16 protein-coding genes are annotated in these 22,933 nt (G+C 66.1%); 12 read left to right on the top strand and 4 right to left on the bottom strand.

Annotation, left to right across the window (positions count from 1 at the left end; genetic code table 11):
• Positions 1 to 69: 69 nt before the first annotated feature.
• Positions 70 to 1,131, top strand: a complete 1,062-nt coding sequence (locus F3J18_RS12860) for an alkene reductase (RefSeq protein ID WP_025100850.1) — start codon at positions 70 to 72, stop codon at positions 1,129 to 1,131.
• Between the two features lie 225 nt (positions 1,132 to 1,356).
• Positions 1,357 to 2,697, top strand: a complete 1,341-nt coding sequence (locus F3J18_RS12855) for a carotenoid oxygenase family protein (RefSeq protein WP_166913018.1) — start codon at positions 1,357 to 1,359, stop codon at positions 2,695 to 2,697.
• A gap of 108 nt (positions 2,698 to 2,805) precedes the next feature.
• Here the strand turns inward: F3J18_RS12855 and F3J18_RS12850 are convergent, their stop codons facing one another.
• Positions 2,806 to 5,091, bottom strand: coding sequence for an NADP-dependent malic enzyme (locus F3J18_RS12850; RefSeq protein WP_166913017.1), 2,286 nt, complete (start codon positions 5,089 to 5,091; stop codon positions 2,806 to 2,808).
• Between the two features lie 144 nt (positions 5,092 to 5,235).
• On the opposite strand from F3J18_RS12850, the gene F3J18_RS12845 reads away from it, so the two are divergent.
• On the top strand, positions 5,236 to 6,237 hold the full coding sequence (locus tag F3J18_RS12845) for a LysR substrate-binding domain-containing protein (RefSeq protein ID WP_043217010.1): 1,002 nt from the start codon (positions 5,236 to 5,238) through the stop codon (positions 6,235 to 6,237).
• 93 nt (positions 6,238 to 6,330) lie between these two features.
• A complete protein-coding gene (locus F3J18_RS12840; protein WP_025100846.1) occupies positions 6,331 to 6,750 on the top strand; it encodes a cupin domain-containing protein in 420 nt (139 codons plus the stop codon).
• A 106-nt stretch (positions 6,751 to 6,856) separates the two neighbouring features.
• Here the strand turns inward: F3J18_RS12840 and F3J18_RS12835 are convergent, their stop codons facing one another.
• Positions 6,857 to 6,991, bottom strand: a complete 135-nt coding sequence (locus F3J18_RS12835) for an entericidin A/B family lipoprotein (RefSeq protein ID WP_025100845.1) — start codon at positions 6,989 to 6,991, stop codon at positions 6,857 to 6,859.
• Between the two features lie 251 nt (positions 6,992 to 7,242).
• Here F3J18_RS12835 and F3J18_RS12830 point away from each other — a divergent pair, with 251 nt between their 5' ends.
• The 8 genes from F3J18_RS12830 to tssF all read left to right on the top strand — a co-directional run bounded on the left by F3J18_RS12830 (position 7,243) and on the right by tssF (position 20,017).
• Entirely contained in the window at positions 7,243 to 8,535 is a 1,293-nt protein-coding gene (locus tag F3J18_RS12830) for an aspartate carbamoyltransferase (protein ID WP_098182729.1), read from the top strand.
• Positions 8,536 to 8,779: 244 nt separating this feature from the next.
• Entirely contained in the window at positions 8,780 to 10,651 is a 1,872-nt protein-coding gene (locus F3J18_RS12825) for a penicillin-binding protein 2 (RefSeq protein WP_166913016.1), read from the top strand.
• 295 nt (positions 10,652 to 10,946) lie between these two features.
• Complete coding sequence (locus F3J18_RS12820; RefSeq protein ID WP_166913015.1) at positions 10,947 to 13,403, top strand: type VI secretion system Vgr family protein; 2,457 nt, start codon at positions 10,947 to 10,949, stop codon at positions 13,401 to 13,403.
• A gap of 13 nt (positions 13,404 to 13,416) precedes the next feature.
• The gene (locus F3J18_RS12815; protein WP_166913014.1) at positions 13,417 to 14,160 is read left to right on the top strand and encodes a DUF4123 domain-containing protein; all 744 of its coding nucleotides are present in this window, start codon (positions 13,417 to 13,419) and stop codon (positions 14,158 to 14,160) included.
• A 42-nt stretch (positions 14,161 to 14,202) separates the two neighbouring features.
• Positions 14,203 to 16,770 (top strand): T6SS effector BTH_I2691 family protein, encoded by a 2,568-nt coding sequence (locus F3J18_RS12810; protein WP_166913013.1) that lies wholly within the window; start codon positions 14,203 to 14,205, stop codon positions 16,768 to 16,770.
• Between the two features lie 4 nt (positions 16,771 to 16,774).
• The gene (locus F3J18_RS12805) at positions 16,775 to 17,869 is read left to right on the top strand and encodes a DUF6708 domain-containing protein (protein WP_166913012.1); all 1,095 of its coding nucleotides are present in this window, start codon (positions 16,775 to 16,777) and stop codon (positions 17,867 to 17,869) included.
• Complete coding sequence (locus F3J18_RS12800) at positions 17,866 to 18,126, top strand: PAAR domain-containing protein (RefSeq protein WP_166913011.1); 261 nt, start codon at positions 17,866 to 17,868, stop codon at positions 18,124 to 18,126. Before F3J18_RS12805 ends, F3J18_RS12800 begins: the two co-directional genes overlap by 4 nt.
• Before the next feature lie 4 nt (positions 18,127 to 18,130).
• Positions 18,131 to 20,017, top strand: a complete 1,887-nt coding sequence (tssF, locus tag F3J18_RS12795) for a type VI secretion system baseplate subunit TssF (protein WP_166913010.1) — start codon at positions 18,131 to 18,133, stop codon at positions 20,015 to 20,017.
• Positions 20,018 to 20,137: 120 nt separating this feature from the next.
• Here tssF and F3J18_RS12790 read toward each other — a convergent pair whose 3' ends face one another.
• Both F3J18_RS12790 and F3J18_RS12785 read right to left on the bottom strand, forming a co-directional pair.
• The gene (locus F3J18_RS12790) at positions 20,138 to 21,871 is read right to left on the bottom strand and encodes a cation:proton antiporter (RefSeq protein ID WP_166913009.1); all 1,734 of its coding nucleotides are present in this window, start codon (positions 21,869 to 21,871) and stop codon (positions 20,138 to 20,140) included.
• A 124-nt stretch (positions 21,872 to 21,995) separates the two neighbouring features.
• Positions 21,996 to 22,895, bottom strand: a complete 900-nt coding sequence (locus F3J18_RS12785; protein ID WP_240154653.1) for an alpha/beta hydrolase — start codon at positions 22,893 to 22,895, stop codon at positions 21,996 to 21,998.
• Positions 22,896 to 22,933: the final 38 nt, after the last annotated feature.

Below are 22,933 nucleotides of genomic sequence, written 5' to 3'. Positions count from 1 at the left end.
TCGATATCGCCGCCGCGAGGCTTGCCGGGTTCTTGCCCGGCCCAACTCATTCGATAAGGAGTCCCTGCCATGCCAACCCTGTTCGATCCGCTGGTCGTCGGCGACCTGACGCTGCCGAACCGTATCGTGATGGCCCCGCTCACGCGTGCCCGCTCGGGCGACGAGCGCGTGCCGAACGCGCTGATGGCGCGCTACTACGCCGAGCGCGCCTCCGCCGGCCTGATCCTGACCGAGGCCACCTCGGTCACGCCGCAGGGCGTGGGCTACGCCAAGACGCCGGGCATCTGGTCCGACGAGCAGGTCGAGGGCTGGAAGCTGGTGACCCAGGCCGTGCACGAGGCGGGCGGCAAGATCTTCATGCAGCTCTGGCACGTGGGCCGCATCTCGGACCCGATCTTCCTGGACGGCCAACTGCCGGTGGCGCCGAGCGCGATCGCGGCCGGCGGCCACGTCAGCCTGGTGCGCCCGGAGCGCGCCTTCGTGACGCCGCGCGCGCTCGAACTCGACGAGATCCCCGGCATCATCGCGGCCTATCGCAAGGGCGCCGAGAACGCCAAGCTGGCCGGCTTCGACGGCGTGGAAATCCACGGCGCGAACGGCTACCTGCCCGACCAGTTCCTGCAGGACAGCACCAACCATCGCACCGACGCCTACGGCGGCTCGATCGAGAACCGCGCGCGCTTCCTGCTCGAGGCGGTGGATGCGGCCATCGAGGTATGGGGCGCCGAGCGCGTCGGCGTGCACCTGGCACCGCGCGGCGATGCGCACACGATGGGCGATTCGAACCCGGCGGCCACCTTCGGCTACGTCGCGCGCGAACTCGGCCGCCGCAAGATCGCCTTCATCTTCGCGCGCGAAAGCGAAGGCGATAACCGCCTCGGCCCGCAACTGAAGGCAGCCTTCGGCGGCCCCTACATCGCCAACGAAGCGTTCACGCTCGACAGCGCGCAAGCCGTGCTGGCCAAGGGCGAGGCCGATGCGGTGGCGTGGGGCAAGCTGTTCATCGCCAATCCGGACCTGCCGCGCCGCTTCCAGCTCAACAGCGAGCTGAACGCGCCGGTGCCGTCGACCTTCTACGCCGAGGGCGAGACGGGCTACACCGACTATCCGTCGCTCGAAAACGTCGCCTGACGACCGGGCGGGCGCTTGCCCGTCCTCGCGGCCGCCGCTCGCGCCCGATGCGTGAGCGGCGGCCGTTTTGCTTTCGGGCGCCCGAAAACGGGATCGGATCGATTCGCGGCACCACGCGCCGAGGAACCGGCGCCCTATTTATACCCGGATGATATTGACGATCGATTTACATCCGGGTATAAATTCGCTCCTTGTCCACAACGGCCCCCTTGCCTGCCCCGAATCATGTCTTCCGCCATCGACCTCAATGCCGGCGCGCTCGCCCCGGTAGCCCGCGAATCCGACCTGGGCGCCTTGCCCGTGAGCGGCACCTTGCCGCCGGAGCTGGACGGCTGGCTGGTGCGCAATGGCCCGAATCCCGTGACTGGCCGCTTCGCCGGCCAGGACCTGCTGTCCTGGTGGCCCGAGGCCGCGATGCTGCATGCGGTCGGCTTCGCCGACGGCCGCGCGAGCGGCTATCGCAATCGCTGGCTGCGCACGCGCCGCTGGGCCGAGCACCACGCGCCCGAACAGTTCGAGGCGATGCCGGACACCAATCCCAACATCAACGTGATCCGCCATGCGGGCAGCACGCTGGCGCTGGCCGAGGGCGGCATGCCGCTGGAAATCTCGCCCGGCCTCGACACGCTCGGCCCGGCACACCACCTGCCCGCCTTCGCGCAGGGCATGGGCGGGCATCCGAAGGTCGATCCGGAAACGGCGGAGCTGGTCGGGTTTCGCGCGCACTGGATGCAGCCCTACCTGCGCTACATGGTGGCCGCGCCCGACGGCACCACGCGCGTGGACCTGCCGATCGAGCTGCCGCGCCCGTCGATGATCCACGACCTCGCGATCACGGCCAGCCACAGCCTGCTGCCGGACCTGAACGTAATCTACGATTTCTCGATGCTCAAGCGCGGCCATCGCATGCCGCTGCGCTGGGAGGCGGACCGGCCGGCGCGCATCGGCGTGCTGCCGCGCCATGCCGGCGACGCCGACGCCCTGCGCTGGTTCGAGATCACCCCCTGCTTCATCCAGCACGTGATCAACGCCTGGGACGCGGATGCCTCGACCATCGTGCTCGACGTGATCCGCTATCCCTGGTTCCTGCGCCTGTCGCCGGACGGCCAGGCCTTCGAGCCGAACCCGGTCGGCACGCCGTGGCGCTACCGCTTCGATCTCGAGGCCGGCACGGTCGAGGAAGGAGCGCTGTCGGACCTGGCGCTGGAGCTGCCGCGCATCGACGAGCGCCGCACCGGCCGCGCCTATCGCTATTGCTACGCGGCCGAGCAGCCGGGCCTGGACGAGATGCGCGGCATCGTTCGCCTCGATGTCCTCACAGGCGAGGTGATGCGCCACGCGGTGCCGCCCGGCGACCAGAACAGCGAACCGGTGTTCGTGCCGCGCGCGGGATCGAGCGAGGACGACGACGGCTGGGTGCTCGCCTGCGTGTACCGCGCGGCCACCGACACCAGCGACGTGGTGGTGCTCGACGCGCGCCGGCTCGATGCCGAACCGGTGGCGACCGTGCATCTGCCGGTGCGGATCCCGGCGGGCTTTCACGGTGCCTGGTTGCCGCGCGACTGAAGCCGCGGCGCCGCGCAAGCAAAAAAAGGCACGTCGGGCGGCGTGCTTGCACACACCGCCCGACGTGCCTGTCAGCCGGCCATCAACCGGCCATCAGCCGGCGGGGGTTCAGTCCCGATTCGCCTGCAGCACCGTGAGGGCCGTCATGTTGACGATCCGGCGCACGGTCGAGCTGGAGGTCAGCACGTTGACCGGCGCGTTGACGCCGAGCAGGAACGGCCCGACCGCCACGTTGCTGCCCGCGCTGGTCTTCAGCAGGTTGTAGGCGATGTTGCCGGCGTCCACGTTCGGGCAGACCAGCAGGTTGGCCTCGCCCTTGAGCCGCGAATGCGGCAGGATGCGCTGGCGCAGCGCCTCGTCGAGCGCGCAGTCGCCGTGCATCTCGCCCTCGATCTCGAGATCGGGCGCGCGCTCGCGCACCAGCTCCAGCACCTCGCGCATCTTCGCCCCCGAGGCCGAGCTGCCCGAGCCGAAGTTCGAGCGCGACAGCAGCGCCACCTTCGGCTGCAGGTTCAGCCAGGCCATCTGCGAGGCGGCCGAGACCGTGAATTCGGCGATCTGCTCGGCGTTCGGGTTGTCGTTGACGTGGGTGTCGACCAGGGCCACCGTGCGCTTGTCGAGCAGCAGGATGTTCATCGCCGCGTAGGTGCGCGCGCCGCGCTGCTTGCCGATCGCCTCGTCGACGAAGCGCAGGTGGTCGTGATAGGCGCCCACCGTACCGCAGATCATCCCGTCCGCATCGCCGAGCCGCACCATCATCGCGCCGATCAGGGTCAGGCGGCGGCGCATCTCGACGCGCGCCATCTCCTTGGTGATGCCGTCGCGGCAGCGCAGCTCCCAGTAGGTGGTCCAGTATTGATGGAAGCGCTCGTCGTACTCGGGGTTGGTGACTTCCACGTCCTCGCCCAGGCGCAGGCGCAGGCCGAACTTCTCGATGCGCGCCAGCAGCACCTCGGGCCGGCCGATCAGGATCGGCCGCGCCAGCTTCTCGTCGACGATCACCTGCACGGCGCGCAGCACGCGCTCCTCCTCGCCTTCCGCGAACACGATGCGGGTCTTCGCGCCGTCGCGCACGAACTGCTTGGCCGCCGCGAACAGCGGCTTCATGAAGGCGCCCGAGTGATAGACGAACTGCTGGAGCTGGTCGGTGTAGGCCGCGAAATCGGTGATCGGGCGCGTGGCCACGCCGTCCTCGATGGCAGCGCGGGCCACCGCCGGCGCGATGCGCAGGATCAGGCGCGAGTCGAAGGGTTTGGGAATCAGGTACTTCGGCCCGAACGACAGGTCGTAGGCGCCGTAGGCGGCCGCCACCGCGTCGTTCGCCTCTTCCTGGGCGAGGCCGGCGATCGCGTGCACCGCCGCGATCTCCATGCGCCGCGTGATGGTGGTGGCGCCCACGTCGAGCGCGCCGCGGAAGATATACGGGAAGCACAGCACGTTGTTGACCTGGTTCGGGAAGTCCGAACGGCCGGTGGCGATCACCACGTCCTCGCGCGTGGCGTGGGCGAGCTCGGGGAAGATTTCCGGCGTCGGGTTCGCGAGCGCCAGGATCAGCGGGCTGGCGGCCATCTTCTTGAGCATCGCGGCGCTCAGCACGCCGCCGGCCGACAGGCCGAGGAACACGTCGGCGCCCTCGATCACCTCGTCGAGCGTGCGCGCCGAGGTGTCCTGCGCGAAGCGCGCCTTGTCCGGGTCCATCAGCGTGGTGCGGCCCTGGTAGACCACGCCCTCGATGTCGGTGGCCCAGACGTTCTCGATCGGCAGGCCCAGGTCGACCATCAGGTCCAGGCAGGCCAGCGCCGCGGCGCCCGCGCCGGAGGTGACCACCTTGACCTGCTTGATGTCCTTGCCGACCACCTTCAGGCCGTTGATGAAGGCCGCGCTCACCGTGATCGCGGTGCCGTGCTGGTCGTCGTGGAAGACCGGGATCTTCATGCGCTCGCGCAGCTTGCGCTCGACCGTGAAGCACTCGGGCGCCTTGATGTCCTCGAGATTGATACCGCCGAAGGTGGCCTCCAGGCTGGCGATGATGTCGACCAGCTTGTCCGGGTCGGATTCGGTGATCTCGATGTCGAACACGTCGATCCCGGCGAACTTCTTGAACAGCACCGCCTTGCCTTCCATCACCGGCTTGGAGGCCAGCGCGCCGATGTTGCCCAGGCCGAGCACCGCGCTGCCGTTGGTGATCACGCCCACCAGGTTGCCGCGGCTGGTGTAGTTGAAGGCGTTGGCGGGATCGGCGGCGATCTCCTCGCAGGCCGCCGCCACGCCCGGCGTGTAGGCCAGCGCCAGGTCGCGCTGCGTGACCAGCGGCTTGCTCGCGGTCACGGAAATCTTCCCCGGGGTCGGGAACTGGTGGTATTCCAGGGCGGCCTGGCGGTCGGTCTTGTTCATCGTCTCCACTCGCTGTGTTGGCGCCGGGCCTGTCCCGGCGGCTTGGGCATATCGAGGAAGCGATTCTAGGCAGCCGCAATCGGCGCCCTATTTTGAATTAGTATGGGCGCATCACGTTTTCATAATGACCAGGAAGCCGGCACCGTGGCCTTCGATACGGAAGAGGTGATCCGGCGGCTCAGCAGCCGCCTGAAGATCCGCCATCTGATCCTGCTGCTGCAGATCCGCCAGCACGGCTCGCTCACGCGCGTGGCCGAGCAGATGGCCAGCAGCCAGCCGGCCGTCACCAATGCGCTGGCCGAGCTGGAGGGCATGTTCGGCGGGCCGCTATTCGAGCGCAGCTCGCGCGGCATGACGCCCACCGCGCTCGGCAAGGTAGTGCTGGCGCGCGCCCAGGCCATGCTGCACGACCTCGACCACCTGACGCGCGATATCGAGGCGGTGGTGGCCGGGCATGCCACCCGCATCCATATCGGCGTGATTCCCTTCATCTCGGGCAGGACCCTGGCCGCGGCGATCCGCCAGACCCAGGCCGAGGTGCCGCAGCGCCTGACCATGACGATCCACGAAGGCACCAGCGAGCAGTTGATCGCGCAGTTGCGCGAGCACCAGCTCGACGTGGTGATCGCGCGCGCCACCTCCACCGTGGATCTGTCCGAGCTGCATTTCGAGGTGGTCCACCAGCAGAAGCCGCGCCTGATCGCCAGCCGCCGGCTGGCCGCCCGGCTCGCGCGCAACAAGCTCAACTGGCAGAAGCTGGTGGAGCTGGACTGGATCCTCGGCGCGCCGCACACGCCGATCCGCGAGCAGATCTCCGACCTGTTCCTGCGCGCCGGCGTGGCGCCGCCGGTGCCGATCGTCGAAAGCTATTCGTCACGCCTGATCGGCGAGATCCTCGCCTCCAACGAGAACGCCGTCTCGATCGTGCCGGCCGATATCGCCGAGGAACTGGTGCATATCGCCGGCGTGGCGATCGTCCCCTACACGCTCGACTGGACCCTGCCGCCGGTCGCGATCCTCACGCGCGACGGCGCACCGCGCGAGGTGGACACGCTGCTCGCCCGCGCCCTGCGCGCGCTCTACCAGGAGCCCGAGGCCGGCAAGCCGGCGGCGGCCGAGGCGCTGGCGCGCCGCGAGGAAGACTGAAGCCGCGGCCGCCGCGCGCTTCAATTATTTACAAGCGGCGCGCGCGATCCGGGCTTAAGCTGGGTTTCCCCATCCCAACCACAGGAACCCGGCATGAGCTCGTATGCCACCGGCGACAGCCCCAAGCATCCCGCCGCCACGCGCGGCCAATCCGTCACGATCCCGCTGCTCGACAAGGCCGGCCGCGTCGACGGCCACTGGCAGCCGCGCGTGATCGCGGAAATGAACGACTACCAGTTCAAGGTGGCGAAGCTGTTCGGCGACTTCGTCTGGCACAGCCACGCCGATACCGACGAGACCTTCCTGGTGCTGGACGGCGAGCTGCGCATCGCCCTGCGCGACGGCGAGATCGTGCTGCGCGCCGGCGAGATGGCGGTGGTGCCGCGCGGCGTCGAGCACAAGCCGTATGCGGCCGCCGAGGTGCGGGTGCTGCTGATCGAGCCGCGCGGCGTGGTCAATACCGGCGACGGCGACAAGCTCGAGCGCACCGCGCCGAACGACGTCTGGATCTGAGCACGCTCCGGGCACGCGGCGGCGCCCCAAGTAAAACGGGCTGCCCGCAGGCAGCCCGTCGATGATCGCGCTGCGCGCCTCACGGCGCGCGATGCTTATTTGGCCCTTATTTGGCTTTTTCGGCCGTGTTCGAGATGGCATTGCCGCCACTCGAAATATCCTGGCCGGCGCCGGCGATCGTGTTGCAGCCGGCGAGCGCGGCGGTCAGGATCAGCAGAACTGCAGCAATCGAACGAGTCATCGTGATTCTCCTTGGAAGTCGAGCCCGAGCGTAGCGGGCACATCACACCTTGTCGAACGGCCGCCACCCCTGACGGGGCGGGGACTGGTCCCGATTATACAAATGCCGCGAAACGCCGCCAGCAAATGATTGGCGGGCGTGGCGACCGAGGCACAGCACATGCTAGCCCGGAACCGCTCCGCCATGGTGCTTGACTTTGATGAACGGCGCACTATTATACGCATCGCGTATATTTTGAGATCGAGCCCGCCATGACCGTTCCCCAGCAAGCCTTCCTGCGCGACGCCATGCGCCGCCTCAACATGACCCGCGAAGCCTTCGCGAACCGCATCGGCGTGAGCCGCCGGGCGCTGGATACCTGGCTGCTGCCCGACGATTCGCAGGAATCGCGCTCGATGCCGGAGATCGTCGAGCGCTATGTGAGCGAGATCGTCGAACGGGCTGGGGATGAAGCCAACCATACGCAGAGCGTAGATAAGAACTCGCTGAGCAGCCAGATCCTGTTCGAGGGCCGCCCGCAGTTGCTGTCGGTCGACCAGTTCTCGCGCGATTCGGTCGAGGCGCTGTTCCGGGTGGCCGACGTGATGCAGCCGATCGCGCGCCGCCGCAAGATCTCGCGGGTGCTGGAGGGCGCCGTGCTCGGCAACCTGTTCTTCGAGGCCAGCACGCGCACGCGCGTGTCGTTCGGCGCGGCCTTCTGCCGGCTCGGCGGCTCGGTCTGCGACACCACCGGCTTCACCTTTTCCTCGATGGCCAAGGGCGAATCGATCCACGACACCAGCCGCGTGATGGCCGGCTACGTGGACGCGCTGGTGATCCGCCATCCCGAGCAGGGCTCGGTGGCCGAGTTCGCGCGCGCCATCAACCTGCCGGTGATCAACGGCGGCGACGGCCCCGGCGAGCATCCCAGCCAGGCCCTGCTCGACCTCTACACGATCCAGCGCGAGTTCTCGCGGCTAGGCAAGATCGTCGACGGCTCGCACATCGCCTTCGTCGGCGATCTCAAGTACGGCCGCACGGTGCATTCGCTGGTCAAGCTGCTGGCGCTCTATCGCGGCATTCGCTTCACCCTGGTGGCGCCGCCCACGCTGGAGATGCCGCGCTACATCGTCGAGCAGATCTCGCGCAACGGCCATGTGATCGAGGAAACCTCCGAGCTCGCCAAGGGGCTGGCCGGCGCCGACGTGGTGTATGCCACGCGGATCCAGAAGGAGCGCTTCACCGACGAATCCTTCGAGGGCTACACGCCCGACTTCCAGATCAACCAGGCGCTGATGGATACCGTCTGCGGGCGCGACACGCTGATCATGCACCCGCTGCCGCGCGACAGCCGGCCCGGCGCGAACGACCTGTCGATCGACCTGAACCGCGATCCGCGGCTGGCGATCTTCCGCCAGACCGACAACGGGATCCCGGTGCGCATGGCGATCTTCGCGGTGCTGCTCGGCGTCGATCACCTGGTGCAGCACTCGATGCGCGACGCGACCTGGCGGCCGCCGGTCTATCTCGGGCCGGAGGATGCGGTGTTCCACGGGATCGATTGAGGGGAAATGGTGGGCGGCGCCTCGGGCGAGGCGCCGGCTTGCGACCCGGGCCGACGGCAGCGCCGCATCCCGCGCAAGCCAAGGTCCTTATCAAAAGAAAAAAGCCCCTCGATTCCTGCCTCGCCCGCCCTCCTCCCCCACACCAAAAAACCACGCTTCCCCCGCTTTTCTCGCGCCCCACCTCGACATTCATTACAATTCGCCTATCATTTCTTTCAATTTCGAAATCGCCGCCGCGCCGCCCATGACGCAGAAAAATCAGTCGAAGCACGCCGATCCCTATCTCGCCGTCGCGCGCAGCCCGATGCTCGGGTCGAGCCTGCCGATGTGGCGATCGAAATTCGTCGTGATCCTGATCTTTCTGGCGTTCGCCGCGCTGATCGCGCGGGCCTTCTGGGTGCAGGTGGCGAACCAGGACTTCTATCTCGGCCAGGGCGAGAAGCGCTACCAGCGCACCATCGAGCTCGACGCGATGCGCGGCCGGATCGTCGACCGCAACGGCGCGATGCTGGCCGTCAGCCTCAACACCTACGAAATCTGGGCCAATCCCAAACAGGTCGATTCGGCCGCCTACGGCCCGCTCGCCAAGCTGCTCGAGATGCCGGCGGCCGAGGTCAAAAGGCGCTTGTCGGTCGACAAGCAGTTCGTGCTGCTCAAGCGGCAGATCGATCCCGAAACCGCCGCGCGCCTCGACAAGCTCGACCTCGCCGGCATCACCCAGATCGCCGATTCCAAGCGCTTCTACCCGGAAGGCGAATCGGCCGCCCACGTGGTGGGCTTCACGAATATCGAGGATCGCGGCCAGGAAGGCGTGGAGCTGGCCGCCAACGGCCTGCTGCTGGGCACCGCCGGCCAGCGCGAGGTGATCCGCGACCGGCTCGGCCGGATCATCTCCGACACGCGCCCGCAGGTGCCGGCGCGGCACGGCGCCACCGTCGAGCTGACCATCGACCGCCGCGTGCAGCAGCTCGCCAATGCGCAACTGAAGGCGGCGGTGCTCGCCAATCACGCGCAGGCCGGCAGCGTGGTGGTGCTCGACGCGCGCTCGGGCGAGATCCTCGCGCTCGCCAACTACCCCACCTTCGATCCCAACGACCGCAGCCGCCTGACCGGCGCGCAGTTGCGCAACCGTGCCGTGATCGACACCTTCGAGCCGGGCTCGACGGTCAAGCCGCTGGTGGTGGCGCTGTCGATCGACGAAGGCAAGGTGCGCCCGCAAAGCCTGGTCAACACGTCGCCGGGCACCTGGAAGATCGGCCCCGCCGTGATCCACGACACCTCGAACCACGGCACGCTGACGGTTGCCCAGGCACTGCAGAAGTCGAGCAACGTCGCGCTCGCCAAGCTGTCGCTGAACCTGTCCGCGCAGACCATCTGGGACAAGTACCAGGAATACGGCATCGGCCATGCGCCGGACCTGACCTTCCCCGGCGTCGCCTCGGGTCGGCTGCGCCCCTACCAGCGCTGGCGCCCGATCGAGCAGGCCACCATGGCCTATGGCTATGGGCTGTCGATGTCGCTGCTGCAGATCGCGCAGATGTACACCGCCTACGCCGGCGACGGCACGCTCCACCCGGTACGCCTGCTGCGCGACGACCAGGCTCCCGCCCTGCAGGGGCATCGCGTGACGCGGCCGGAAACGGCCGCCGCGATCCGCTCGATGCTGGAGATGGCGGTGGGCGAAGGCGGCACCGGGCGCGCGGCGCGCGTCGACGGTTATCGCGTCGGCGGCAAGACCGGCACCGCGCGCAAGCAGGTCGGCGCCTCCTATGCGCAGGGCAAGTACCGCGCGCTGTTCGCCGGCATGGCGCCGATGAGCGATCCGCGCGTGATCGTCGCCGTGATGATCGACGAGCCCGGCGGCAGGGGGTATTACGGCGGCACCGTGGCCGGGCCGGTGTTCTCCTCGGTGATGGGCGGCACGCTGCAGTTGCTCGGGGTGCCGCCGGATGCGCCGGTCAAGCCGGACGCGGTGAAGCAAGCCAGCGGCGCGCGGCCGGCCGCGCCGGGCAAGCCGGCGGCACGGCCCGCGGTGCGTCCCGCGCCGGCCATGGTGACGCAGCGCGTGATCAACTCCGTGGCCAGCCAGGAAAAAACAGCCGCGCCGCGATCCTGAAAGCCTGAACCGGGTTCATTCCTACCCGGTCGATTGCATGCCTCGATTGCCTATCCAAAATAAAATCAACCCGGCATTGATCGCGCAATCAAAATCCGCATTCTGATTATTCATATATCGGCGATTCTCGCTTCCTGATAAAGCCGGGCATTTTCTGATATTTCGATATCCGATCGATACGATCGGCCGCATGGCATTGCCTGCTCGCCATGGCTATATTTCCTCGCACATCAAGCTCATGACGCTGCCGTAGCGTTTATCGAAGCTCCGGCTCGAGGGACTGGCCATTATCCTTATGTCGAATTCCAAGCACGACCTGACAAGACTGGCGCTCGATTTCCAGCATAATCGTCTGTTGCGATTCGAATTCGACGGCGAAGCGCCTTATCCGCTTTTGCTGGCGAATCGCATCGACGGCACGGAATCGTTATCGCGCGACTTTCAATTCACGATCGAAATCCTTTCCGATCATGCCGCACTGCCCGCCCGGGATTTCATCGGCAGGAAGCTCACGCTCAGCCTGCTGCGCGGCGACGGCAGCCAGCGTTATTTCAACGGTTATGTCTTTTCGTTCCGGCAACTCGGCAGCGACGGCGCCTGTGCCTGCTACGAAGCGGTGATCGGGCCGTGGCTGCGCTACCTGCGATACGGCCGGCACAACCGTCTGTTTCTCGACCGCAACCTGCAGGCGCAAACCGAAGCCGTATTCCACGATTACGGCGCCCTGCCCGATTGGGCCTGGCATGTCGGCGAGGACGATCCGCCGGTGAAGATGGCCTGCCAGTTCGGCGAACCCGATCACAACTACGTGCATCGGCGCTGGGAACAGGCGGGGTTGCGCTACTGGTACGAGCACCGCGAGAACGGGCATAGGCTGATCGTCGCCGACCCGGGCAGCCCCGCGCCGCCGATCGACGGCGATACCCACGAGATCCGCCTTCACAGCGGCATGGGCGCGCAGGAAGCGGACAGCATCCTGAGCTGGTCGCCATGCCAGCAAACCACCTCCACGCACGCGGAACTGTCCCGCTTCGACTTCAAATCCCCGATTCCCGCCCACGTCCGGACCAGCCTGCAGACGGATGCCGCCCTGCCCATCCTCGAATGGAACGAATACGCGGGCGCGCATGGCTATCGCAACATGGAGCACGGCTATCAGCTCGTGAATCGTCGGATCGAGGAAATCGGCGCGACCATCCAGCGCGTCGAGGCTAGCGGCAACAACCGCTTCGTGATGCCGGGCCGCTGGTTCCAGCTGACCGACCACCATGGCCTGGCACTGAGCCGCCATCGTCAGGACGACGAATACCTGATCGTGTCGGTGCGACACCTCGCGACCAACAACTACCTGCAAGGCACCGGCCAACCCGCGGAATATCGCAACGAATTCATCTGCGTGAGCAAGACCACGCCGTGGCGGCCGGGGCGCGGCTTCAACAGCGTCGATACCCGGATCCTCGCGCCGCAGACCGCCACCGTCGTCGGTCCATCCGGCACCAGCATTCATACGGACGAGCACGGGCGCGTGCTGATCCGCTTTCATTGGGATCGCGAAGGCAAATACACGGCCTGGGTGCGCGTGGCCAGCGCCTGGGCGGGCGGTGCCCAGGGGCTCGCGGCCCTGCCGCGCATCGGCTCCGAGGTGATCGTGCAATGGCTGGACGGCAACCCGGATCACCCGATCGTCACCGGGCGCGTGATGAATGCGCACAATCCGCCCGCCTGGAAGCTGCCGGAACAGCAGGCGCTGATGGGTATTCGCAGCCGCGAACTCGATGGCGCCGACGGCAATGCCTCGATGGGCCGCAGCAATCACCTGGTTTTCGACGATACCGCCCAGGCGCTTCAGGCGCAGCTTCGCTCCGACCACGCCGCCAGCCAGTTGTCGCTCGGCAAGCTCACGCGGATCGAGGACTGGCATGGGCGGCAGGACGCCCGCGGCGAAGGGTTCGAGCTGCGCACCGACGAAGTGGGCGCCATCCGCAGCGGCAAGGGCATGCTGATCAGCACGGAGATGCGGCCGCAAGCGCAAGGGCATCTGTCCGACGTCAGCGAGCCGGCTTCACGCTTGACGAAGGCGCGGACGCTGCAGGGTCGATTGGGCGGGCTCGCGAGGCAGCACGAGGCGCAGGACGGCGATGCCGATCAGGCGAAGGTGGCCGATGCGCTCGAGTCGCAGGTGCAGGGCATTCGTGGCGCGGGATCGCCCGGCAACGGCGACTTTCCCGAACTGGACGACGCACAGTTGCTGCTGGCGGGCGCCGCCGGCATCGCCGTCACCACGCCGGGGACGGCTCATGTCGCGGCGGGGCGGCACGTGGCGATAACGGCCGGCGACACGATGGCCGTTGCCGCCGGCAAATCGCTCCTGGCGAGTGTTTCGGACAGGTTCTCGATGTTCGTTCATCGCATGGGCATGAGGCTGGTCGCCGCCAGCGGCCAGGTACGGATCGAGGCGCAGAACGACGATCTCGAGTTGCTGGCCAGGAAGGTGGTCGCGATCGTCAGCACGACGGACTGGATCACCCTCACCGCGAAGCAGGGCATTCGCTTGACGGCGGGAGGTAGCCAGCTGGAAGTCAGCGCGAAGGGGATTGTCGGTTATACGGCCGGCGAGAACCTGATCCACGCAGGGAGCCACGATACGGCCGCCGGGCAAAACATCCCGGCGCGGTTTCCCGGCAAGGACCTGTGCGCGCATCTCGCCGTTGACGCAGGTCGCGCAGGCTCGTCCTCCATCGTGCTGACTTGATGGGAGCATGGATATGAACCCTCCTCTCATGCAGCCGGTAAGCGATCTCGCGAACGGGCCCACGCGCGGGTTTCTGTTGATCGACCCCAGCACCTGCGGCCATGCGCCGGACATCGCCGCACTCGACGGACATGCCTGCACGCCACGCATCCTGGCTCACCGCGAAGAGTGGATGCCGAAGCTGGTGGATCTCGCCACATTGAACGACGAGGTCCGGACGCTGGCGGGTCGCTACCTGCTTGGGCGGCTCCATGCCGACCAGCCGCCCGCAATCTGCGCGTGGCTCGACAGCGAAGCGTCTGTCGACGTGATCGCCCGGCATATCGCGCATCACCTCGTCGGGCCGGGCATCGGCGGCCAATCCGTTTTCTGGCGCTTCCACGATCCGCGTGTGTTCAGCCTGGCGCTCGCGATACTCGACACGGCACAACGACGGGCGCTACTCGGGCCGGTGAAATCGTGGACGTTTCCATGGGCAGGCCATGGCTGGCGCGTCGGGGCCGGCCAGTTCGTTCATGAATCCGTCGACAGCCCAGGCGGCTGGCCCCGGCCGGATCAGTGGCCTCGTATCGATCGCAGCGAAATGGCCGATGAAGTCTGCTATCGGCTCGCCGGCCTGGGCAGCGCTCAGGCCGCCCGCTTGCCTGCCATCGTGGATGAGCTCTTTCAAGAAGCGTTGAATCAAGGTCTCGTCGCGTCACACGAGTTCGTGACGTTCGCGCTTCAGCGCCTGCCACACGATTTCAAGCTCGCTTGAGCCCTGCCATGCCTTTCGAAACCACGCCCGAGGACCATTTCCATGCCCACGCTTAGCGGCTGCCCGCTGTGCGACCGACAGTCGCTTCTCATCTACCCCGTTCGTTATGCGATCGCATGCCCGCGCGGCGCCTCCAAAGCGCCGGCCTTGGCCGGACATTTCCGAATCGACGAGCGCGCGCCGCAATCCGTTTCCACAGCCAAGTACACCTTGCGCGCATTGCGCGCCGGCTATCTCTACACCTACGACGAGAAACGCAAGCTCCTGCGTGCCTACATGGTGATCGAAAACGGCATGCTCTGGCGTTTCCCTCCCGGCATCGCGCCGCCGGCCGGCGATGCTCCGGAGCGCTTCATTGAACAGGCTTGCCCGGCGAGCGACACGGCTTATGAATCGTATGGCCGCTGCGTGGATGTGCTGCATACCCCGGGCAGCGACGAAGCGACCAAGCTCTGGATCGGCTGGTCCAACGTGCGTTGGACACGAGAGCTCGTCTTCAAGAAGATCGAGAGCGAGGCGTGGCGCATGCAGCACATGCAATGCATCGATATCCCGGCCATGCTCGCCGGCAATGCGGATGACACGGGCGAGTTCCAGGCGTCGCACCGGCAGATCGCGCATTTCGCGATGGACGACCAGGCGATGACCGAGGCTTTCGCCTTCAGCAATCAGCCTGTCAAGTACGAGACGCTCGCGCGCCGCAGCCAGGTGGCCAAACGTATCGGCGACGCGATGGCGGAATCGCCGAACAAGAAAGGTTTCGTGATCGCGGTCAATGATCCGGTCGGCATCACCAACGATCTCGCGGAATTGACGGTTCCCAGCCTGCATAACGGCTTCGACGAACAGATCTACTGGAAATCCATCTCGGCACGGCTGCTGGAGCGCGCGGAAGCCGGCATTCGCGCCAATGCGCGAGCTACGGCCGGCTTGACGTATGGCGTGTCAGAAGCGATCGCGGAGGCCAACGCCGTCAACACGAAGATCGGACGTCCCGTATCGGCGGATGCAATGGGAGCTTTTCACGTGCTGCGCCGGTGGATCAAGACAGGAAGCCTCGATAAGGCCGTGAAAGACGAGACGAAGAAAGCGAGCGATATTCCCACAACCCAGGAGGATGCGGCCAACGAAGCTTGGGAGGAGGCTTCGACCAGGGTTGGCGCGGACGGCAAGCGAGTCAGCGTGCTCGATTCAGAGGCCCTGAAGCGCTTCCCGCGGGAATATCAACAAGCGCTCGATGCGTTCAGGCCGACATGGGAAGCCCTCGTGCAGGCTCATGCCAATTGGTTGAAATCGCTGCTGCTGGCCGAATGGATGGCAGGCAACCATGACGTGAAGGACTTGCGCAGCGGTTATGCCTACAGCGAATCCTGCGCGCAGGCGATCGGCGCCGCTGCAGGTACCGAAGCCTGCAAGAAGGTGCTCGACGACTGGTTGAACGGCCAGGCTTCGGATATCAGGAATCTGTATGCGCGGGCCTTGATGTTCAATCATGAGCAGTTGATGAAGGCGGCGGACGCGCATGTCCATGCCTCGGATATTCCGTACGAAAACTTCCTGAATATCTACAAACTGGCCTTCGATCAGATCAAGGACCTGAGCCAGGCCGACAACTTGCGTGACAGGCTCGTGATCACGACGGCCAATCAGGTCGTGGACGTATTGACGAAAGCGGCGCGTAGTTCCGCGGTGGGTTTCATCACGATTCGCCTGGCGATGCAAGCGGGTGTTCGGATCAAGCGATCGGCAGCCAGCAAGCTCGCGATACGTGATTGGACGCTGGAACAGGTCAAGACGCTGGGGGTGAAGCTCGATGGCGATCGGACCAGCCAAAGGGCAGCCGCCACGCAAATCGGCAAGCAGGTTCTGAGAACGGCGCCTGCGACGGATATGAATATCGTCGCCTACGAGATGGACGTCGATACGTTGGTGAAGAACGGGAAACTCGAGGCCGGCGCGATCAAGGCGATCAGGGTGCCTGGGGCGGATGCGACGAAGAGGTGGCTGGGGTCGTCCACGGATTTCAATCTCGGCATCGTGACGATGATCTTCCAGCTTGCGACGCTGCGCTTCGCGACCAAGGAATGGGAGGGGCGTGATCAGTTCAATCACGACGAGGCGGAATTGAAGCTTGCTGCCGCTGTTGTGTCGATTCTTGGAACGGTTATCGAAACGGCTTCGATAACGCTTATAAAAGCGCCTGCTCATCCGCTATCGACGTTCATTATGAAGCAGTGGGCGGGGGCCAGCGAGTGGGCTGGAACTGGAATTCGATTGGGACGGGGATTGGGCACCCTCGGCGGCCTCATCTTTGCCGGCCAAGACCTCATGACAAACGTACCCGAGTCGTACCGAAATGAAGACCACATATTAACCAGCCTCTACTCCGCAAGCGGAGTTTTCGGCTCGTATATTGCAGCCGCACCGCTTTTCAACCTCCCATTTTTCTGGCCCGTCCTTGTCGCATCGATATTATCCACACTCTCAATCGCAGTCTATAAGTCATCTGCCATCAAGGACTGGCTATCACGATGCAAGCTCAGCAAAGGAGAGCATTACCGCTCATTGGACAACGAGATAAAAGCATTCAATTCCGCAATAGGAGGCTGAACTCATGGATGAACGCGTGATGAAACAATACATCGGCAAGCCCATACCTGAATGGGACGCCGCTCATCGTTTGAAAGTCGATCAGCAATTAAGCTCGAAAATTCAAGACTTCGGGACGATCTTCCGAATCAACTCCACATACATGGATATAACCGAACCATCCTTCCTGGAAAAACAATGGTTCATCACAGGAGTTGCACTTTCCTTCATATTCATAGGAATCGGACCATACATATACATCCTCACGCACGGGAACCCAACCCCCAAATTCTGGGCGCTGGTATATAACTGCCTAGCCATTGCGCCGATGATCGCATTCGGATCGATAGTATGGAAACTTGGGCGCGGCTTGTTCTTCGGCCTGCGGCATCGACCAGTTCGACTTCATCGCCAGACTCGCAAACTCTACGCAATCCGTTCTCGACGCTATTTCGCCAAATACGGCGACGGTGACATTGCATGGGAAATTCCCTGGTCCACCGAATCAATCTTCTGCCTACACCGAGAACACACCTCGTTCGGCACCATTTTCCACATCCGACACTACACGCTCGACGAAAACGGTAACGTCGCACGCGTGTTCTCGATCGGCCGCGAGTGGACGGGCTACGGTCAAATCGGGATGGCTCTCGCCCAATGGAACTACTGGTGCGCCTACATGAACGATGGCCCTGGCGATCTACCCAAGCCCATGTTGTTCCACACCCAACAAGAAACACTGCGCGAAGCCTTCCTGTTCTCGCTCTACAGCTTCGGCTTGCGCGCCCCAGCCATCGTCCGGCTGCTGATGATGCCGCACATCCTGGTCTTCACCGTCATGCGCGTGCTCGCCAACGCGACCTGCCGCGATCCCATCTGGCCCGAATCAATCGAACGCATCTCGCAGATCGCCCCCGACGACCCTTATGCCGAACCCCGCCCCGGCACCCCCGTCGGCTGGGGCGACACCATCCTCGCCCAACAACGCGGCGAATACCCCGACAACCCCCAAGCCCCCGTCAAGGACTGGAAGGGCGAAATGGACGAGCAAAAAAACGCCGCGGTCTGGCTCGAAAACCCCGCCGCCGCAGCCCGCCGAGCCGCACGAGGTCGACCATGAAAGACGAAAACGGACGAGGCGTCATCCGCCTGCACGACCGAACCACCCACGGCGGCCAAGTCATCACCGCCCGCAGGGACCTGCGCGTCTTGGGCCTTCCCGTCGCGCTGGCGAACGATCTCACCGAATGTCCGATCTGCCACGGCCAGTTCCGGATCCTGCCGGAAAACAGCACTCGCCGGCATCACGGCATCGCCGTCGCGTTCGACAACGACCCGACCGAATGCGGTGCCCGTCTGATCTCCTCGCTCGCCTAGCCGAATGGACCATCACCTGCTGCCGCACTTCGAACACGAGCGGGCCCTGTTCGCTCGGGCATTGACGGACTTCGCAAACCGTTACCCGAAAATCGCGACGCGCCTCGGCATTCACGGCGGCCATACCGACGATCCCTACCTTGAGCGCTTGATCCAGAAGTTTTCACTGCTTGCGGCTCGTCTCGATTCGAAGCTGGCGGACCACTACCCGGAATTCACCGAGGCCCTCCTCAGCCTTGTCCATCCACACCACCTGCGTTCGGTGCCATCCTGCGCGATCGCCCGCTTCGACCCGCGTGCCATGGTCGGACAATTGAGCGAGCCGCGGATCGTCAGGCATGGCGCGATGCTGAACATGTCCGAGGCGCCGGTCAGATTCAGGTCGATCTACGATGTCACGCTCACGCCACTGCAAATCCGGGACGCTAGATACACGCCTGCCACCCACGCGCCGACGTCCGTGGTCCTGCCAGCCAAGGCCACCGGCATCGTCTCGATCACCTTCGGCTCGGCGGCCGGCCCGCTCGCCAGCCCCATCTTCCACGATCCGGTCCGCATCCACCTCCGCGGCGAGCGTCCCTTGCTTGCCGCGACGCTCGATGCCTTGTTGCTGCACGCAACCAAGGCCTATGTCGAAGTGGATCAAGGCCGCAAATGGACCTCGCTATCGAAGGTCCCCTTCTCCTGCGTGGGATTCGGCGACACTGAGCGCCTGCTGCCGCCCGGCGAGACGCATGCCGGCAGCGCCAAGGCACTTCGCTACCTGCTGGAATATTTCGCGTTCCCCGAGCTGTTCGACTTCGTCGATCTCGACCTCGGCTACGTCAGCCGCGCCGCGAGGGCACCCGAAGCGCGATTGCTGAGCTTGCACGTCGTGCTGCGCGAAACGCCCGCCGAGTCGCCGGCCGCGCAAGCGCTCGCCTCGCTGGACGTCGACACCTTCGAGCTGTTCTGCACGCCGCTCGTCAACCTGTTCAAGCGGCCGGCGATACCGATCACCCTGCAACAAGATCTCGCCTATCCCGTCACGCCCGTTCCGCTGGAAAAACGCGCACCGCTGGCCGTGTACTCGATCGATACCGTCCATCTCGGCGAACCCACCATCAACGAGAACGCAAAGCCGAAAACAGCAGCGGCGGACGACCCGCCGCGAGTTCTCACCCCGGCCGCGCCCTACCAGGCATTCAGCCATGGCCGGGAACCCGATCCCTCCCACGTCTACTGGATCGCGTTTCGCGCGCACGCCCCCGGGCGAGCCGACTTTCCGGTAACGATGCTGTCGCTGGTGGATCTCGACGGCCATCCCGCGCATCCGAAGCTCCGGCAGGTCGACGTGATGACGACCGCCACCAATCACGACTTGCCCTCGCGAATCCCGATCGACAAAGCCTCGGGAGACCTGCGGCTCGAGGACGAGCCGCAGGGCTGCCCGATCCGGCTGATCACGCGCCCCACGCCGCCATCTGCCTTGCCGCGTGAAGACGACGCCCCATGGCAGCTGCTGTCCGCCCTGTCGCCGCATCCGATCGACCTGACTCGCGACGGCCTGCCCGCGCTGAAGGCGCTCCTGAAGCTGCACGCCTCCCGCTCGAATGCCTTCGCGCAGCGCTGCATCGAGGCGATCGCGAACCTGGATCACAAGCCCGCCTCGCGATGCCTGTCGCTCGCCCGACAAAGCGCATCGCTCGTGCGCGGCATCGAGATCAGGCTCGCGCTCGACGAGACGGCATTGCGCGGCACCAGCCTCGTCGTCTTCACGCGGCTGCTCGCGCGATTCTTCGCGCTCTACGCTCCGGCCGGCAGCTACGTGCAGCTCGTGGTGCATGCCGCCGAAACCGGGAAGGAACTGATCCGCGGCGAAGCGCTGCAAGGCAGCCAGCCGCTGCTCTGACGCCGCGCCCGCCAGACTCGCCGGCGCAAAAAAAATGGCGCCGCGATTCCGCCGGCGCCTCAAGTACCCCCCACCCTCTCATTACCCGTCATCCGCGCACGCGCCCGGGGCGCGCCGCGTTCAATGCGATGCCGATGCCGATGCCGCCGCCGGCTGGGTTGCCCCCATCCTGGCGAGCACATGCTCGGTCATCCCGCGCGCGAGCTCGGTCTCGCTGATGAACACCGTGCCAACGCCCTCGCTGGTCAGCAGCGCCGCCTCGTCGCCGCTGTTGGTGCATAGCGCGATCTCGATACCGGGATTGAGCGTGCGCGAGATCTCCACGATCTGCCGCACGTCGAAGGTATCGGGCAGCGTCACCACCAGCATGCCGGCCCGCGCGATATGCGCCTGCACCAGCACGATCGGCTCGATCGCGTCGCCGCTCACGGCGGCCACGCCGTTCTCGCGCAGCTTCTCGACCGTCTCGCGGTTCTGCTCCACCACCACGTAGGGAATCCGGCGCTCGTCGAGCGCCACCGCGATGCGCGTGCCGACCCGGCCATAACCGACGATCACGACCTGCCCGGTCAGATGCGTCTGCGGCGTCGACATCGGCAGCGCGGCGAGCGGATCGTCGCGCGACTCGAGGCGGCGCGCAAAGGCCGAATGCTTGCGGATCCACACCAGGGCCGGCTCGATCGCGGCGAACAGGAAGGTGTTCATGGCGATCGAGATCAGCGCGACGGCCAGGATCAGGCTCTGCCCCTCGGCCGACAGCAGCCCGAGCGAACGGCCCAGCCCGGCCAGGATGAAGGAGAACTCGCCGATCTGCGCGAGGCCGGCACCGACCGTCAGCGCGGTATTGAGCGGATAGCGGAAGGCCAGCACCAGCGCCACGGCCGCCAGCGTCTTGCCGATCACCACGATCAGCGCGACCTCCAGCACGTGCAGCGGCTGCTCGATCAGGATGCGCGGATCGAACAGCATGCCCACCGAGATGAAGAACAGCACCGAGAAGGCGTCGCGCAGCGGCAGGGTCTCGTCGGCGGCGCGCCGGCTGAACTCGGATTCGCGCATCATCATGCCGGCGAAGAAGGCGCCCAGCGCGAACGACACGTCGAACAGCTTGGCCGCGCCGAAGGCCACGCCCACCGCGGCGGCGATCATGCACAGCGTGAACAGCTCGCGCGAGCCGGTGCGCGCCACCAGCCAGAGGATGCGCGGGAACACCCGCTTGCCGACCACCAGCATCAGCGCGATGAAGGCGGACACCTTCAGGAAGGTGATGCCGAGCGTGCCCCACAGGTTGCCGTCCGGCGCGGCGCCGTGGCCCTCGGGCGAGCCGCCGAGCAACGCCGCCAGCGGCGGCAGCAGCACCAGCACGAGCACCATCACCAGGTCCTCGACCACCAGCCAGCCCACCGCGATACGCCCGTTGACCGATTCCACCAGCCCGCGCCCTTCCAGCGCCCGCAGCAGCACCACCGTGCTCGCCACCGACAGCGCCAGGCCGAACACCAGCGCCGCGCCGATGTTCCAGCCCCAGGCCAGCGCCAGGCCGCCGCCCAGCACGGTGGCCACCGCGATCTGCACGATCGCCCCGGGCAGCGCGATCTTGCGCACCGCGAGCAGGTCGCCCAGCGAGAAATGCAGGCCGACGCCGAACATCAGCAGCATCACCCCGATCTCGGCCAATTGCTGCGCGAGCGCGAGATCGGCGACGAAACCGGGCGTGCCGGGGCCGATCACGATGCCGGCCAGCAGGTAACCGACCAGCGGCGGCATCTTCAGCAGCGAAGCGAGATAGCCGAACACCATCGCGAGGCCGAAACCGGCTGCAAGCAAAGCGATCAGACTGACGTCATGCGGCATCCGCCCTCCATACGATGTAAAGGTTTCGAAAGCTTATCAGGATAAGGGAACATCGCCTCGAATGGGGGAGCCGTCGCAAAAAAAAGCGGGGTCAAGTCGGCGGCCGCGCGTGCCTGGCTCGGCGCTAGCGCGCAGGCAGGTGCAGGACTTCGCGGATCGCGGCCTCGAGAATCGGCCAGACCGGGGAATCGAGCACGGCTTCGTCCAGGTGGCCGGCACCGGGCACCACCACGGCGCGGGCCGGGTCGCCGGCGGCTCGCGCCCGATCGACGTATCGAGCCGCCAGTTCGGGGGGCGCCACCGCATCGAGCTCGCCCGTGATGGCGATGACCGAGGTGCCATTCGGCAGCATGGACGCGGCCGAGGTGTCCAGGAAAACGTCGGGGCGATTGTCGTCCGGCAAGCCCGTCAACGCGGCGACATCCACGCCGCACGCCCGGCGGATGGCTTGCGCATCGTGTTCCAGGTCCGGCAGGCCGCCGAGGCTCACGACATCGGGAATCGCCAGGGCATGCGCGACGGACAACACGCTGGCTCGCGGCAGCCGTGCTCGCGCGGCGGCCCACAGCGCCAGTTGCGCGCCGGCCGAATGACCGACCGCCACGACGCGGCGCGTATCGAGACGAAGCGCGGTCGCGCGCGACGCCAGCCAATCGATGGCCGTCCCCACGTCCTGATACGTGCCGGGATAGCCGCCCCCGGGTTCGTCGAGCCGCCGGTACTCGACATTCCAGGCCGCGATGCCCTGCGCCGCCAGGCGGGCGCCGATCGCGCGGAATTGCGGCAGGCCGCCGTAGCGGCTTTGCCAGCATCCGCCGTGAATCAGGATCGCCACGGGAAACGGACCGCGACCGGCCGGCCTGAACAACTCGACGACCTGCGAGGGTGCGGGGCCATAGTGGAACACCAGGTCCGCGGCCGGCCCGCGTATCGCCAGGTACGCGGCGAGCGTGATCGGCTGCGCGCACGCGGTGGCGGCCATGCCCGGCAGCAGAACCGTCCAGCCGAGCAGGCACGCGGCCATGCGCATCGCCGCGAGGCGCGTCGACCCGCGCCGATCGC

The sequence above is a fragment of the Burkholderia sp. Ax-1720 genome (assembly GCF_011753035.1).
GTDB classification, from domain to species: Bacteria; Pseudomonadota; Gammaproteobacteria; order Burkholderiales; family Burkholderiaceae; genus Burkholderia; species Burkholderia gladioli.
Note: the sequence above shows the minus strand (reverse complement) of the source record. Positions and strands in the feature narration are given on the sequence as shown.